Annotated in this window: 9 protein-coding genes and 1 pseudogene; 4 read left to right on the top strand and 6 right to left on the bottom strand. The window is 58.8% G+C overall.

What is annotated here, in order from left to right; genetic code table 11:
* Positions 1 to 11: 11 nt before the first annotated feature.
* Positions 12 to 950, top strand: coding sequence for a carbohydrate kinase (locus AD663_RS12395; RefSeq protein ID WP_053213826.1), 939 nt, complete (start codon positions 12 to 14; stop codon positions 948 to 950).
* Positions 951 to 1,027: 77 nt separating this feature from the next.
* Here the strand turns inward: AD663_RS12395 and AD663_RS12390 are convergent, their stop codons facing one another.
* The 4 genes and pseudogenes from AD663_RS12390 to AD663_RS12375 form a co-directional block, all read right to left on the bottom strand.
* Complete coding sequence (locus AD663_RS12390; protein WP_003181294.1) at positions 1,028 to 1,309, bottom strand: DUF1652 domain-containing protein; 282 nt, start codon at positions 1,307 to 1,309, stop codon at positions 1,028 to 1,030.
* 390 nt (positions 1,310 to 1,699) lie between these two features.
* A pseudogene (ilvA, locus tag AD663_RS12385) lies at positions 1,700 to 2,671 on the bottom strand (threonine ammonia-lyase, biosynthetic); the annotation flags it as partial.
* Between the two features lie 271 nt (positions 2,672 to 2,942).
* Positions 2,943 to 4,091 carry a PQQ-dependent sugar dehydrogenase gene (locus AD663_RS12380; RefSeq protein WP_053213825.1) on the bottom strand — a complete coding sequence of 383 codons (1,149 nt, stop codon included), beginning with the start codon at positions 4,089 to 4,091 and terminating at the stop codon, positions 2,943 to 2,945.
* Positions 4,092 to 4,138: 47 nt separating this feature from the next.
* Positions 4,139 to 4,480, bottom strand: coding sequence for a hypothetical protein (locus tag AD663_RS12375; protein ID WP_053213824.1), 342 nt, complete (start codon positions 4,478 to 4,480; stop codon positions 4,139 to 4,141).
* Between the two features lie 190 nt (positions 4,481 to 4,670).
* Here AD663_RS12375 and AD663_RS12370 point away from each other — a divergent pair, with 190 nt between their 5' ends.
* Positions 4,671 to 5,561 (top strand): Ku protein, encoded by an 891-nt coding sequence (locus tag AD663_RS12370; RefSeq protein ID WP_003181286.1) that lies wholly within the window; start codon positions 4,671 to 4,673, stop codon positions 5,559 to 5,561.
* A 33-nt stretch (positions 5,562 to 5,594) separates the two neighbouring features.
* Positions 5,595 to 7,583: a DNA ligase D gene (gene ligD / locus AD663_RS12365; RefSeq protein WP_053213823.1), complete on the top strand. Its 1,989-nt coding sequence runs from the start codon at positions 5,595 to 5,597 to the stop codon at positions 7,581 to 7,583.
* Between the two features lie 12 nt (positions 7,584 to 7,595).
* On the opposite strand, the gene lpxO is transcribed toward ligD, so the two are convergent.
* Positions 7,596 to 8,495: a lipid A hydroxylase LpxO gene (gene lpxO / locus AD663_RS12360; RefSeq protein WP_003181281.1), complete on the bottom strand. Its 900-nt coding sequence runs from the start codon at positions 8,493 to 8,495 to the stop codon at positions 7,596 to 7,598.
* A 414-nt stretch (positions 8,496 to 8,909) separates the two neighbouring features.
* Here lpxO and AD663_RS12355 point away from each other — a divergent pair, with 414 nt between their 5' ends.
* Positions 8,910 to 10,499 (top strand): ABC-F family ATPase, encoded by a 1,590-nt coding sequence (locus AD663_RS12355; protein WP_003181279.1) that lies wholly within the window; start codon positions 8,910 to 8,912, stop codon positions 10,497 to 10,499.
* A 195-nt stretch (positions 10,500 to 10,694) separates the two neighbouring features.
* Here the strand turns inward: AD663_RS12355 and AD663_RS12350 are convergent, their stop codons facing one another.
* Complete coding sequence (locus AD663_RS12350) at positions 10,695 to 15,353, bottom strand: RHS repeat domain-containing protein (RefSeq protein WP_053213822.1); 4,659 nt, start codon at positions 15,351 to 15,353, stop codon at positions 10,695 to 10,697.
* Positions 15,354 to 15,473 lie beyond the last annotated feature (120 nt).

Genomic DNA, 15,473 nt, shown 5'->3' with positions numbered 1-15,473 from the left:
AGCGGGCAACTATGTATTTGGTGTGTGGCGAAGCGCTGTTTGATTTTTTCAGTGAAACCGAAGCGGATGGCCCCGCCTCCCGGGTGAACTACAAGGCCATCGCCGGCGGTTCACCCTTCAATGTGGCCGTGGGACTGCGACGCCTGGGTGTCGAGTCGGCACTGTTCGCCGGGTTGTCTACCGATTATCTGGGCCGACGCCTGCAACGGGTACTGCTCGATGAGGGCGTCAGTGGCCAATATCTGCTGGATTTCGACGCACCCACCACCCTGGCAATGGTCGCTGTGGGCGCCAATGGCTCGCCCCACTACAGTTTTCGCGGTGAAGGCTGCGCGGATCGACAGCTAAACGCCCAGCATCTTCCGGTGCTGGGCCCGGACGTGCGTGGCTTGCATTTCGGTTCGTTTTCCCTGGTGGTGCAGCCTATTGCCGATACGCTGCTGGCCCTGGCGCAGCGTGAAAGCGGTCGGCGCCTGATCAGCCTCGATCCGAACGTGCGGCTCAACCCGCAGCCAGACATCGAACTGTGGCGTTCAAGAATCGCAACGCTGGTGAAATATGCGGACCTGATCAAGGTCAGCGATGAAGATTTGAGCCTGCTCTATCCAGAGGCTGAGCCGGCAGCCGTCATCGACGGTTGGCTGCAGCACCGCTGCCAAGTGGTGTTCCTGACCCGAGGCGGCCAGGGCGCGACAGTGTTCAGTAGGCAACACGGCTCATGGTCTTTGCCGGCATGCCCGGTCGATATTGCCGATACCGTCGGTGCAGGCGACACCTTCCAGGCCGCGTTGATCACGTGGCTGACGGAACAACAACTGGATTCGATCGAAGGCTTGCAGACCCTGACCCGGGACCAGACCAGTGCAATGCTTGAATTCGCCATCCGCGCCGCCGCCTTGACCTGCGGTAAAACCGGGCCGGACTTGCCCTACCGGCGACAACTGGGCTGATGACGCCAATGTAAATTGGACGCCGGGTTCGGACATGACCGCACCCGGGCGTCTGGCTTGCGAATATAACGCTGGGATCAGCGACCGGTCATCCGGTGGTGCTGTTGGTAAAAGTGGTTGCCAGCGGCGGGGTTATGGTCGAGCTCGGTACGCAGCTCGGCGATCAAGTCGTTGATGGCCCGGCATCCGGTGAGTTTCCTGGCATCGATATCGGTCTTGATCAGAGCCACACGATCGGTTTCGTGATCGTCGTATATCTTGACTGTCATCGACAGGTCCGGTGATACGGTGCATTGCGAGCGCTTGGGCAGCAGGCTGCTTTCAATGATGTTTCGCATTTCGAGGGCAGATAAAAACATGGCAACTCTCTCCTGTTGAGGCGGCCAAATGATGTTCACGACGGCGGTATTTTCGTCCGTTTCTTCCCTGCGGACTGGGACTACGAATGCCGTGCCGTTCGTTCGTTCTTCTTGGCGTGTTCGATTAACGAGCCCATCAAGGCTCCTGAATCGTCCCGCAAAAAATATGCCTGTATTTACCCCGCCCCGGGTTGATGCAAATCAACCACTTAGCTTCGTCCTGCGCCGGACCGCTCGTGCAAAATGCAAGGAAACGGCGCTTTTTTCATGCAAAGTGCAACTGTTTCGTTCCTCTCGCATTGCAGCGTAGACGCGAACATCCGCCAGGCGTCGAACCATCCGTCGCCTGGTTCCAGAAAAGTATGATCGCAGGCAAATAGGTCACGTCGCGCCTACCGCGGCACGCTCCGCCACATGGCGCAAACTGTCGAAATTGATGTTCGCGCCGGAGTCGATGGCCACCAGGGTCTGGCCTCGCGCGCCGGTACTGTCCACGTACTGCTTGATACCCGCCACCGCAAGGGCTCCAGACGGTTCGGTGATGGAGCGGGAGTCGTCGTAGATGTCCTTGATCGCCGCACACAACTGATCATTGCTGACAGTGATCACCTCATCGACGCAGAAACGGCAGATGTCGAAGCCATGGGCGCCGATCTGCGCCACGGCCACACCATCGGCGAACGTGCCCACGCTCGGCAAGACCACCCGCTCCCCCGCTGCCAGTGCCGCTTGCAGACAGGCCGAGTGCTGCGACTCGACGCCGATGATGCGTATTTCCGGGCGCAGGTATTTGACGTAGGCGGCGATGCCGGCGATCAGCCCGCCGCCGCCCACCGGCACAAAGATCGCGTCCAGCCTGCCTGGATGCTGGCGCAGGATCTCCATCGCGACGGTGCCCTGCCCTGCAATCACGTCCGGGTCGTCAAACGGCGAAACGAATTCCCGCCCCGTCTGCTGGGCCAGCTCCAATGCATGGGCCAGCGCAACCGGAAAGCTCTCGCCGTGCAGCAAGGCCTCGGCACCCCGGTTACGCACACCCAGGACTTTCAACTGCGGGCTGGTCAGCGGCATGACGATGCTCGCCGAGATGCCCAATTCCCGTGCCGCCAGCGCCACGCCTTGGGCGTGGTTACCAGCCGACGCAGTGATGACACCACGGGCACGCTGGTCTGCGGTCAACTGCACGAGCTTGTTGTAAGCACCACGGATCTTGAAGGAAAAGGTCGGTTGCAGGTCTTCGCGCTTGAGCAGGATCTGGTTGCCCAGGGTTTCGGACAGCGCCGGAGCCCATTGCAGAGGCGTGCGCACGGCCAGTTCGTATACCGGCGCCGCCAGAATCTTCTTGACGTAATGCTCCAGCAGGGTTTGCTCGGTGTGGGTAACGGTCATGGCGGTCTCCTGGTGTGGACGGAGCCCAGGAGACAGATAGAAAAAACCCGCCTCGAGGGCGGGTTGGGTGCAGTCGTCAGCTAGCCCGCCAGATAAGGAATGGCGGTAATAATGCTTGGCTGGCTACGCAATACGGTCAAAGTCATGGCTGGACGTTAGCGGTGGGCTGGCGGCAAGTCAATGGCGAACGTTAAAAGCTTCCGACATCGGATTTGCTTTCAGGCCACGCGCACCATTTGTCGGCTTATTTGAGTCCGATTTTGTACAGTCCCCCATCGTCCTCGTCCGTCAGCACATACAGGTAACCGTCCGGACCCTGGCGGACGTCACGGATACGCTCGTCGAGTTCACCGAGCAGACGCTCTTCGTGGACGACCTTGTCACCTTGCAATTGCAGGCGGATCAGTTCCTTGGAAACCAGTGCGCCGATGAACACGTTATGTTGCCAGGCCTTGAAACGATCGTTGTCATAAAAAGCCATGCCGCTGAGCCCCGGCGATACTTGCCAGACGTGGTGTGGCCCCACGGTGCCATCGGCCGTCTTGCCTTGGGCTTCGGGGATAGGCGCACCGGAATAATTGATGCCGTGGGTCGCCAGCGGCCAGCCGTAGTTCTTGCCGCGCTCGACAATGTTCAGCTCATCGCCGCCCTTGGGCCCGTGTTCGTTTTCCCACAGTGTGCCGTTCCAGGGATTGAGGGCTGCGCCCTGGGGATTGCGGATCCCGTAGGACCAGATCTGCGGCCGGACGTTTTTTTGGCCGACGAAGGGGTTGTCGTCCGGTACCTTGCCGTCAGGATAGATCCGCACGATTTTGCCTTGCAGCTTGTCCAGGTCCTGGGCCGTGGGCCGGTCGTTGTTTTCCCCCAGGGTAATGAACAAGTAGCCGTCCCGATCAAAAACCAGACGCGATCCGAAATGGTTGCCGGTGGACAGCTTGGGCTGCTGGCGGAAGATCACATCGAAGCGCTCGATGCGTTTCAGGTCTTCGGATAACTGCCCGCGGCCTACAGCGGTGCCAGCCTTGCCGTCTTCACCGGCCTCGGCGTAAGACAAGTAGACGGTGCGGTCCTGCTTGAAGTCCGGCGACAGCACCACATCCAGCAGCCCGCCCTGGCCCTTGGCCCAGACCTTAGGCACGCCGCTCAATGGCGCGGATAATTTTCCGTCAGGCGCTACCAGGCGCAGATTGCCTGAGCGTTCGGTCACCAGGATGCCTTGCTGGCCTGGCAGGAAGGCGACGGACCAAGGGTGGGCCAAGCCCTTGGCCACGGTAGTCACCTCGAGAGTGCCCTCTTCGCTCTTCAACGTCTGGGTTGGCGCGGCAGAGGCCGGCGTGGCAAGGGACAGGACAGCGCTGGTGCACAGGGCGGCCAGGAGTGTTTTACGCAACATGCACATTTCCTTCTGTGAGGTGGAAAGAGACGACCCGCCTGCGGCACCTAGCGATTGCGGTCTTGAGTGTTGCCAGAGGGCGCAGGCGACCGGATCGTGGGCTGCGGCGAACCCGGCGGTTGGCCGGATCGGGGATAGCCGTTGCCAATTCCGCCGTTTTCCAGGGTCGGCGCACGCGGGGCAGGCACTGTCGGGTTTTGCCGGATCATCGGCACGTTGGGCTGGGTGCCCTGCATGCTGTTGGGATTGGCCCGCCGCGTCGGGCTGTTATAGGGATTGTTGTTGCCCGGCAGGTTCTGGGCCACGAGCATGGCGTCGTGGCCGGGCGTCGAGGCCTGGACAGCGCCAGCCAGTAGTAGCGTCATGATAACGAGCAGCAGCCTGTTCATTCGGGCACCTCCGGGATTCAGGCATATCGAAAGCACGCTACGCCGCAGGTTCGACGTTGTTAAGCAAAATGTCCGCGGGAAGATGTAACGAAGCGTCTCCGGACAACGCGGTAGACGGCATCCGACGGAAACTTTTCCTGAAGCGCGAAGGTCACCAGAGAGACAATCACCGGCAAGGAAAACACACACCATGGCACGGGCAATCTGGAAAGGCGCGATCAGTTTCGGACTGGTTCATATTCCTGTGGCGCTGGTGTCGGCCACCTCATCCCAGGGTGTCGATTTCGACTGGTTGGACAAGCGCAGCATGGACCCCGTGGGCTACAAGCGGGTCAACAAGGTCACCGGCAAGGAAATAACCAAGGACGATATCGTCAAGGGCGTCGAGTACCAGAAAGGCCAATACGTGCTGATCAGCGAAGAGGAAATTCGCTCGGCCCACCCCAAATCCACCCAGACCATCGATATCTTCGCGTTTGTCGACAGTGAGAAGATTCCCCTGCAAAACATCGACACGCCCTATTTCCTGGCCCCTGACAAGCGCGGCGGCAAGGTCTACGCGCTGCTGCGCGAAACCCTGATCAACACCAATAAAGTGGCCTTGTCCCACGTCGTGCTGCATACCCGCCAGCACCTGGCCGCCCTCATGCCCCTTGAAGACGCGCTGGTATTGGTGATGCTGCGCTGGCCCGCCGAAGTGCGCGGCCTGGATATCCTGGAGCTGGGCGATGAGGTCACGAACCCGACGCTGGTCAAGGGCGAACTGGAAATGGCCAAGCGCCTGGTGGAGGACATGAGCGCCGATTGGGAACCGGAGGAGTACCGGGACAGTTTCCAGGACAAGATCATGGCGCTGGTGGAGAAGAAGGCCAACGAAGGCCGGCTCGAAGCGGTGGAGAGCGACCCAGGCGAAGAACAGCGCAAGACCGCCGATGTCATCGACCTCACCGAGCTACTCAAGCGCAGCCTGGGCAGCAAGGGCAAGGCACCGGACAAAACCGCCGACAAGCCCAGCGCAAAATCTGCGAAAACCCGCAAATCCGCTCCTGCTAAGAAAGCCACCAAGGCCTCCCGGGGCTAAAACCCTGGCGTGCTATATACAAGGGAATCTGTCATGGCCAAGGCTAAGAGTGAATCTGCCCGTGTGTCCGACGCCGAGCCGGACAAAATCACAACCCGCGATCCTGGGCAACCGGATACGGCGTTCGTGCAAAGCCGACTCCCCGAACGCCTTGCTCCGCCACTGGCGACGCCGGTGGAAGAGCCGCCCAGCGGGGAATGGCGTTACGAAGTCCAATTCCACGGTTATCGGCTGCTGGCCCGAATCGAGGACGGTGAAGTCCGGTTATTCAACCGTCATTTCCAGGATTGGACTGATCGACTCCAACCGCAGGCCGACGCCCTCGCCGCGTTGAAGCTGGGGGACAGTTGGCTCGACGGCGAACTGGTCCTGCTCGACGACTCCGGCCATTCCAATTTCCCGGCCCTGCGCCAGGCCTTCGAAATCTGCCGAACCGTCGACATGGTGTACTTCTTGTTCGACGCCCCCTTCCTCAACGGGGCCGACCTGCGCCAGGCGCCAGTAGAGGAACGCCGCGCAGCGCTTAAAAAAACCCTCAAGGACAACGCCAGCAAACGCCTGCGATTTTCCGAGTCGTTTGCCGCCAGCCAGCACGACATCTTTGAGAGCGCCAATGCGCTTTCATTGGAAGGCGTGGTCGGCAAGCGCTTGGGCAGCCCCTACCTATCAGGGCGCAACGCTGATTGGGTCAAGCTCAAATGCCGGTTGCGCCAGGCCTTCGTCGTTGTTGGCTTCACCCGCCCCCAGGGCAAGCGCAACGGGTTCGGCGCGCTGCTGCTGGCAGTCAACGGACCGACCGGCCTGGCGTATGCCGGTCGCGTTGGCACGGGCTTTAGCCAGGTACAGATCAAACACCTTCACGAGCAGTTGTGCACACAGCAGCGCGATACCTCGCCACTGGCGGCGCCGCTCAATGGCGCCCAAGGCCGCGGCGTGCAATGGGTCGAGCCGAGCCTGACCTGTGAGGTCGAGTTCAGCGAATGGACCCGCGAAGGCCTGGTGCGCCAGGCCATTTTCGTGGGTCTGCCGACCGGCAAGGCGGCCGACAAAGTGATTCGCGAGCAGCCCATGCCGATCAAGGCCGCCGCGCCAACGCCCAAGCGTCGCAGCAAAGCCAACGCGGCCAAAGTCGACGGCGTGATGATCACCCACCCTGAGCGGGTGATCGACGGCGTCAGCGGTGTGCAAAAGGCCGAACTGGCCCAGTATTACCTGGACATCGCCCCTTGGATCCTGCCGCACCTCAAGCTGCGGCCAGTCGCGCTGCTGCGGGCGCCGGAGGGTGTTGGCGAAGAACAGTTCTTTCAAAAACACGCTGATCGGCTGGAGATTCCCCATATCAAGCAACTGGATCCCCAACTGGACCCGGGCCATGCCGCCCTGATGGAAATCGATGACGTCCACGCGCTGGTCAGCGCGGCGCAGATGGGCACGGTGGAACTGCATACCTGGACGGCGACCCATGACCGGATCGAAACGCCTGACCTGTTTGTCCTGGACCTGGACCCCGACCCATCGCTGCCCTGGAGAGCCATGATCGAAGCGACCCGCATGACCTTGTCGGTGCTCGACGAGCTGGGCTTGCAGGCGTTCCTGAAGACCAGCGGAGGCAAAGGCATGCACGTCATCGTGCCGTTGGCGCGAAGCGAAGGTTGGGAAGCCACCAAGGCATTTGCCAAGGCGATTTCCCAGTTCCTGACCCGGCAAGCGCCGCAACGGATCACCGCGACCATGGGGCCGAAGAATCGCGTCGGGAAGATATTCGTCGATTACCTGCGCAACTCACGAGGTGCCAGTACGGTCGCTGCCTATTCGGTACGGGCCCGCCCCGGCCTGCCGGTCTCGGTGCCGATTGCCCGGGCCGAACTGGACGACCTGCGCAACGCCCAGCAATGGGACATTCATACTGCGCTGGAACGGGCCAAGGGCCTCGGCGCCGATCCTTGGGAAGGCTACAGCCATCGCCAGCGGATCACTGCCAGGATGTGGGAGCAGCTGGAGGCACGCAAACCCGACGAGTGAACAAATGGGGCTTCAGATCCAGACGAATACCGCGAGCAGTCCGCCGAAGAACGCCCACTTCTGCAGGTAATACAGCTTGCGATTGCGTTTCTTCAGCGCTTTGCCTTGCAAGCGGATCGTGTAGAGCCTGGAAAACGCCCGGTTCAGCCCGCCGGTCTTGTCCCCGGCGTCGTTGGGCGCACCGGCGGCGGCCATCACGGTGCGGCTGAACCAGCGGTTGAACGCGGTGGCCCAGCGAAATCTCATCGGCCGCTCGACATCGCAGAACAAGATGATGCGGTTATGGGCCGTGGTGTTCTCGGCGTAGTGTATGAACGTTTCGTCGAACATCACCGCCTCGCCATTACGCCAGTGATAAGGCTCGCCATCGACATTGATGTAGCAACCTGCATCGTTGGGCGTTTCCAGCCCCAGGTGATAGCGATAGGACCCTGCGTACGGGTCACGGTGGCGGACCAGCTTCGAACCCGGTGGAAGCTCAGCGAACATCGCGGCCTTTATCGAGCCAATGCTCTGGACCAGTTCGGTGGTGCGCGGGCACAGCTTCATGGCCGAAGGATGGCTGTCGCCGTACCACTTCAGGTAGAAGCGCTTCCAACCGGTCTTGAAGAACGAGTTGAAGCCAAGGTCATCGTATTGATTGGAGCGCTTGATCTCACCGGCCTGCAATAAGCGCTGGCCTTCGGCGCGAATCTCTTGCCAGTGAGTTTGCAAAGGACTCAGGTCGGGAAAGTCCGCTGGGCTGAGGTACGGCTTGTTAGGTAATTTCGAACACAGGTAGAGCAGGCAATTGATCGGCGCGAGAAACGACGAGTGGTCGCTCAGCTGGCGTCCCAACGTGTGCCGCACATGCCCCCGCAGGTGCACGTAGCCGATGGAGAGAATGTAGATCGCGACGATGATCAGCTTCACGGAATCAGTCACACAACAAGGGATCAGGTAACCTTTCCGGCCGGCCGGCCGAGCGGCAAGGCGAAGGCATTAAGTGAGATGGCAATTTAGCCATATTTTGTAACAGATGGTTATCCTTCAATTGTGAAAAACTGTCTTGCCCGGGCAACACCCTATCGTTAATGCGGCCAGATCAGTACAATCGCCGCCAAACTTCACGCGCCCCCCTTGCCCGACAACGCGAACCCGGTTTCTACGCCGGCTTCGACGCACATCGACACGGGCAAGGCGTTCCGTATGCTGCTGTCCTCTTATGCCGGATGGACCCTTGCGCTTCGACCGCAACGCCTTTGCGCGGTCGGGACCTGCGCAAACAGGTACTGAACAGGTACTGCCGCACCCTTAGCTACTCTGAATGTTCCGCAGGATAAACCTTTGATCTCTACAGCTAACATCACGATGCAGTTCGGCGCCAAGCCGCTGTTCGAAAACGTCTCTGTCAAATTCGGCGCGGGTAACCGCTACGGCCTGATCGGTGCCAACGGTTGCGGCAAGTCGACCTTCATGAAAATCCTTGGCGGCGACCTGGAGCCATCGGGTGGCCAGGTGATGCTCGAGCCAAACGTGCGCCTGGGTAAACTGCGCCAGGATCAGTTCGCCTACGAAGAATTCACCGTGATCGACACCGTGATCATGGGCCATGAAGAGCTGTGGAAGGTCAAGGCCGAGCGCGATCGCATCTATTCGCTGCCGGAAATGACCGAAGAAGACGGCATGGCCGTGGCCGAGCTGGAAACCGAATTCGCCGAGATGGACGGCTACACTGCCGAGTCTCGTGCCGGTGAGCTGCTGTTGGGCCTGGGGATCGGCATCGAACAGCATTTCGGCCCGATGAGCGAAGTGTCGCCCGGCTGGAAACTGCGTGTACTGCTGGCACAGGCACTGTTCTCCGATCCTGAAGTGCTGCTGCTCGACGAACCGACCAACCACCTGGACATCAACACCATCCGCTGGCTGGAAAACGTGCTGACCCAGCGTTCGAGCCTGATGATCATCATCTCTCACGACCGCCACTTCCTGAACAGCGTCTGCACCCACATGGCCGACCTGGACTACGGCGAGCTGCGCCTGTTCCCGGGTAACTACGACGAGTACATGACCGTGGCGACCCAGTCCCGCGAGCAACTGCTGTCGGACAACGCCAAGAAGAAAGCGCAGATCTCGGAACTGCAATCGTTTGTCAGCCGTTTCTCGGCCAACGCCTCGAAAGCCAAGCAAGCCACCTCCCGTGCCAAGCAGATCGACAAGATCCAGCTGGCCGAGGTCAAGCCATCGAGCCGTGTCAGCCCGTTCATTCGTTTCGAGCAGACCAAGAAACTGCATCGCCAGGCGGTCATCGTCGAGCGCATGGCCAAGGGTTTTGACGGCAAGCCGTTGTTCAAGGACTTCAGCTTCACCGTCGAAGCCGGCGAGCGCGTGGCGATCATCGGCCCGAACGGCATCGGCAAGACCACTTTGCTGCGCACCCTGGTCAATGAACTGGAACCCGATGCCGGTACCGTGAAATGGACCGACGCCGCGGAACTGGGCTACTACGCCCAGGACCACGCCCACGATTTCGAGGACGACGTCAACCTGTTCGACTGGATGGGCCAATGGACCCAGGGCGGCGAGCAACTGGTACGTGGAACCTTGGGCCGCATGCTCTTCTCCAACGACGAGATCCTCAAGTCGGTGAAGGTCATTTCCGGTGGTGAACAGGGCCGCATGCTGTTCGGCAAGTTGATCCTGCAAAAGCCCAACGTGCTGGTAATGGACGAACCGACCAACCACTTGGACATGGAATCCATCGAAGCGCTGAACCTGGCGCTGGAAAATTACCCGGGCACGCTGATTTTCGTCAGCCATGACCGGGAGTTCGTATCGTCCCTGGCCACCCGCATCATCGAGCTGAGCGCCGACGGCGTCGTCGACTTCAGCGGCACCTATGACGACTACTTGCGTAGCCAGGGTGTGGTGTTCTAAGGGCAGCTGCCAGTTGCAAGCTTCAAGCGGCAAGTAAAAAGCCCTGTCCACTGTGACAGGGCTTTTTGTATTTCAAGGCGCATATCCCGTGATGCCGTTCATGCAAGAAGAATGAGGAAATCCGACAAACACGTGCGCCATGAACACGCTGGGCTTTAACAGCACAGTGAAGGGATGGCGATGCACGGGTTAGGCTTATAAAGCCATTCTAATATTATTCGCTCTCCATTCCTGGTCACTGTCCCCACTCTGCAGCACGCGCCTATAATTAGGGTCATTGTAATTAGGTGGTGCATCTCCAGGGTTCGGTGGCATGATTCCCGGTTTTCCTGTTGATTTAAAATAACTTGGCGGAGAAGGAGGGGGAGCAGGAGTAGCAGCGAATGAATCGCCAGGCCCTCTCGACGCTGAGGATGCAGAAGGCCGGGGAGCACCGGCACCAGGGTATCGATTGTTAGGCGGTCTCGGCGCTCTAGCGCGCGCAACGGGCATTCTATTCGTTGCTGGGGTCATCCTAAATGCCGCCACGCCTAAACCAATCGACGCCACCCCCGCTACCAAAGCAATGGCGCTGTACACAATGCGAGCCGTGTTGTCGTCGATGAGAGCTGCACCAACACTTGCGGAGGCAGCTATAACGCCTAAAAGCAAGGCGCCCAACGCCGCGTTAACAACGAAGTGCCCCGTAGGGTCTACCTCATCGAGCGGCCTCTGGCTGTATGCATACCCATTGAGCCCCCCCTTGCCGAACGGACTCCAGCTGTCCGGGCTATTGAATCGCATGAGCACCGGGCTATACACCCGGTAACCCTTTCCCAGCATATATCCTCCGGTCTGAGCCTCCCTCAGTTCACCATTGAAACCCAGTTCGGTATTGATAGGTTGTTCGGCGCTACGATAGCCATAAGGGCTGTAAGCAAGAGAATGGGTTGAGTCGGAGCTGACTTCATTCATTACACTGTTGGTGAAATTACCGGCCAGTAACAGCGTGTTGTCGCCCTGACGCTCTGCCAATAAATGGTCATCGCCGCGCATGAAGGTACTGCTCCGCTCCCCGTCCACAAGGTTGGCGATGTGATCGTCCTTGTAAAAATGTTGCTGGGAACCGCCACCGTCATCGTTATTGGATAACCGGTCCAGCGGATCATACTGGAAGTTACCCGCTTTACCCGATCCGGACTCACTCACACTGAGCAGCCGATTAAGCGCGTCATATTCCAGGACTCGGCCTTGCTCGTCTTGAACCAGGTTACCGTTGGCATCATAGGAAAGCACCAGCTCGTCTGGATGCCCCGCATCCCCTGAATTGGTGACTCGACTCAGCTGGGCAGGGTCTTGCGGGTTTTCATAATGATATTCGGCCATGTTGTTTTTTCCATCGACCGTCTCTGTGATAACGATGATCAGATTATCCATCGCATCGAAGATAAAGGTTTGCCCCGAGAGCCTGTTGCCATACGGATCAATTGGCGGTTGGCTGCCCGCACAGGTATACGTCTCCAGGCGTCCACGAAGATCATAGGCATAGGTTTCGTCACGCAGCGTCTGGGGGCCTTCGGTCAAGGTGCGTCGCACGAGACAGTCAAACTCGTCATATACCTGATCCAATACCTGGATAACACCATCAAGGTCGAACGTACGCTTTATTTCACGATGAAACTCATCGTATTCAAGGCTGATACCCAGGGTTCTCGCCGGTGCGCCGTCGACGATGTCCTGCGTGGTGATGGTAGCGACACGCCCCAAGGCGTCGTAAGTGAAGGCCGACGAAGTCGTCCCCAAGGATGTACGCTCCAATCGACCTTTAGGGTCATATTCATACTGCTGTATTTGATCGAGCACATCGGTATAGCTGAGCAAACGACTGCGAAAACTATACTCGTAGGCCATCGCGAAAGTTTGCCCATCCGCTTCAACGGTTTCGCTCTTGGTCTCGCCAAAACTGAAATAAGTACGTGCCAGTGTCCGCCCGCCCACGCTGGCCTTCGTCAATCGCGCGTTGGCCGGGTCATACTCGTAGTTACAGATGTCCCCACCTGAAAGTTGGCGACGCAGAGGTTCATCACTCAATTGTGGCATGTACTGGTATTCGACCGTTTGACCACTGGCGGGGGTCACGGTCTTAGGTCGGGTCTGCTGCGGATCGTATTCATAGCGTTGCAAACGCCCTCCGGTGACCGACTCGGTCATGCGGCCCAGCCCGTCGAACGTTTGCGTTCCCAGTTCCTGTCCATCCACGCTGATGCGTGTAGGCCAATCTTCAGCGCTGTGCTCGGCATATCCGCGCACAATCCTGGCACCTTGAGGCAAGATGGTTTGCGTCATACGGTCGAAAGCATCATAGCTGTACTCGGTAACGCGCAACGGAGTCCTGAGGCCCGACTCTTCCTTCACCGACCGTCCCAACCCGTCATAACTATACTTTTGCCGACTGATTACGCTTTCATCCAAGGCCAGACGCTCTGTCTGGACAGGCTTTTCAAACAGGTTGAGACGCGTTTCAGTGATCCCGCTGAAGTGGACCTTCGTCAAATCCTGCTCCCAGCTTCGTTCAATCGGGCCTGACCAGTTTCGATCGCCAATCGGGTTGACTTGCTTATAGCGCTCCACGCCGTCCGAGCCGATCTCGCAGAAGGGCTGATTCCAGTCGTCGAACAGAAACCGTGTCTTGAAGGGTTTCTCCTGCGCTCCCCACCAATCGTATTCGGTCTGTTCGATCAGGTTCCCGAAAACATCGTACTGGGCGGCGTAGGTTTGGCGCATTGCCGGTTGGCTGCTGTCGGCATCGTTGCGCGCTTCGTAAACCGCCCTGTTAAGCCCATCGAATGCCGTCACGGTCTTCACGCCCTTGACGTCGAACAACCATTGCTCGGCCCGTTGCCCAGTGCTGGCGGAGAGATAATATTCATAATTGCGCGTTGCCTTGTAGCGTGGGTCGTTCGGCGCCACGGTTTCACTGGTGACCCGATTCAGCACATCGTAAGTGCGGCGTATCTCTACGTCATTGTCGTCGCGCTCAAGCAGCGACTCGCCGTTGAGTAGCGAGCTTTCCAATGTAATGATTTTGTGCACCTGATCGAAGTCTGTCGTCAGCGTTTCCACTGTTTGCAGAACCGTCTCGTCGACCTGGGTGCCCATCGTCACCCCGTACGTGTAGTCGGTCATCGTTGCTTTTCCATTCAACGCAACCGACTGGTGCTTCAGGCGTCCATGCACCTCATGCGCCTGCGCGTCGTCCTTGTCGTGGTAATACTCATAGGTCGTGCTACGTAATTCCATGACGGCGCCGGGAGCCGTTTGCGTGAGTGTTTCACGTTCGAGCGCCAGCCACGACGAACGTCCGCTGCCGTCCAGCGATGGATACAGCACGTAGCGATAATCGGTCCGCAGGGTCGGCGCACCGGCCACATAGCCGGGAGCGGGCGTCTGGGTTTGACTTTTGAGATTGCGCACGAAGCCATCGGGGTCTTTCGGGCAGCCATCTTCCCCGTCCTTATCGTAGTAAAAACTGGTTTCGACAACACCTGTGGGATGGGTCTGGACCAACAGATTGCCGTAGCTGTCATAGGTGCTGCTGGACTTTTCGCTACGTAATTGGCTACCCAACCGCCAGCGCTGGGTGACTTCGTGAGGGAGTTGAAACCAGGCTGGCTGGCTATCGAACCCGCCGGGGATCTGACCATACACAGTCTCGACTTCCTGCTGTGCCGTGTTGCGCGTCGTGGTCTCCAGGGTGAGCAAGTGAAACTGGTTGAAGGTACGTTTGATACGCTGGACCTCCACCCCTCCATCCATCAGATGCTCGGTGCAACCGTAGGCGTAATGGCTGCCAGTGAACTGATAGAGGTTATCCAACCCTTCATCGTTCCAACTCAGCGCCAGATTGCGACCCAGGAAATTATTGGTCTCCAGGTAGGTCGAACCGTCGGTGAAACTGTAATGCGTTTCTACCATGGGCTGTCCGCTGCCAGGGAACACCCGGTGTTCTTTCACCCGGGGTATGGGCTGACGACCACTGCCGGTGGGAAACTCATGGCCCTGCGCGTCATAGACCACTTCTTCCCGCCCGCCCAATGGCGTTTCCACCGACACGATGCAGGTGTATTCGCCCACGGGCCTGTAATTCAGACGCCAGGCAACGTTCCGACCCGCTTCGCTCGGCAAAGTAATGACGTTGACGTACTTCTCGGTGCCGGAATCCAGCGTCATCGAATAGCGCGCCAACGGCGTGCCATTGGCGCCGGCAGTGGGGTGCAGGTCCAGGATGACGCTGCCCTCCTGACGCTCTACCTTCAGCAAATCGCCGCGCTCATCACTGATGCTCGCTAGCCGGAAATCATGGGCACCGAAGGGCAAGTGCCCCAGCGTCACCGCATGACCTTCCGGCGCGATCATCCGGACAGGCAAGGCAACCGCATCGTCTCCCCGGCCATGGACCCTGAGTTCTTCGACCAGACCGGACTTATGCACCAGCCGGTAGAGTTGATCGTCGTCTTTATCACGGTAAAAACGGAAGGTGTTGAGCTTTTTCTCCTTCATCAGAAGCTCGACCAGAACCCCTTCCTCCCGTTGCGCCGTAACCTTGTAACGCTCGCCGCTGTTCAAGGTCAGGATTTGCCGCTGAACCCGATATTGCGATTGCTGCAAGTTCCAGCCGGTGCCGTAACCGCTGTCATGACGGTTCATGGGATTGAAGCCCATGGCCAGGGACAGCAACGGACCGTTCAAGAAGTTGGGTTTGAATTCAGGGAAGTTGATGGAAAAAGTGTATTGATTGGTTCGGGGATCAACCCCGCCCGCTACGTAACTCATGAAATTGAAAGCGTTGGAATGTACCGCTGTGGAGTCGGTCATGATTGTCACCTCTGGAAAGAAAAAACTCAGAAAACCATGCGCCAATATTGAGAAACCTTGAACTTCACGACAGCTTGCTTTTAGATTTCACCGCCAAAAGTGAGCGCTAGGCAAGCATGA

It is taken from the genome of Pseudomonas sp. Q12-87 (assembly GCF_001269755.1).
Lineage (GTDB): Bacteria > Pseudomonadota > Gammaproteobacteria > Pseudomonadales > Pseudomonadaceae > Aquipseudomonas > Aquipseudomonas fluorescens_S.
The sequence above is the reverse complement of the archived record's forward strand: the minus strand, read 5'-3'. Positions and strand labels throughout refer to the sequence as shown.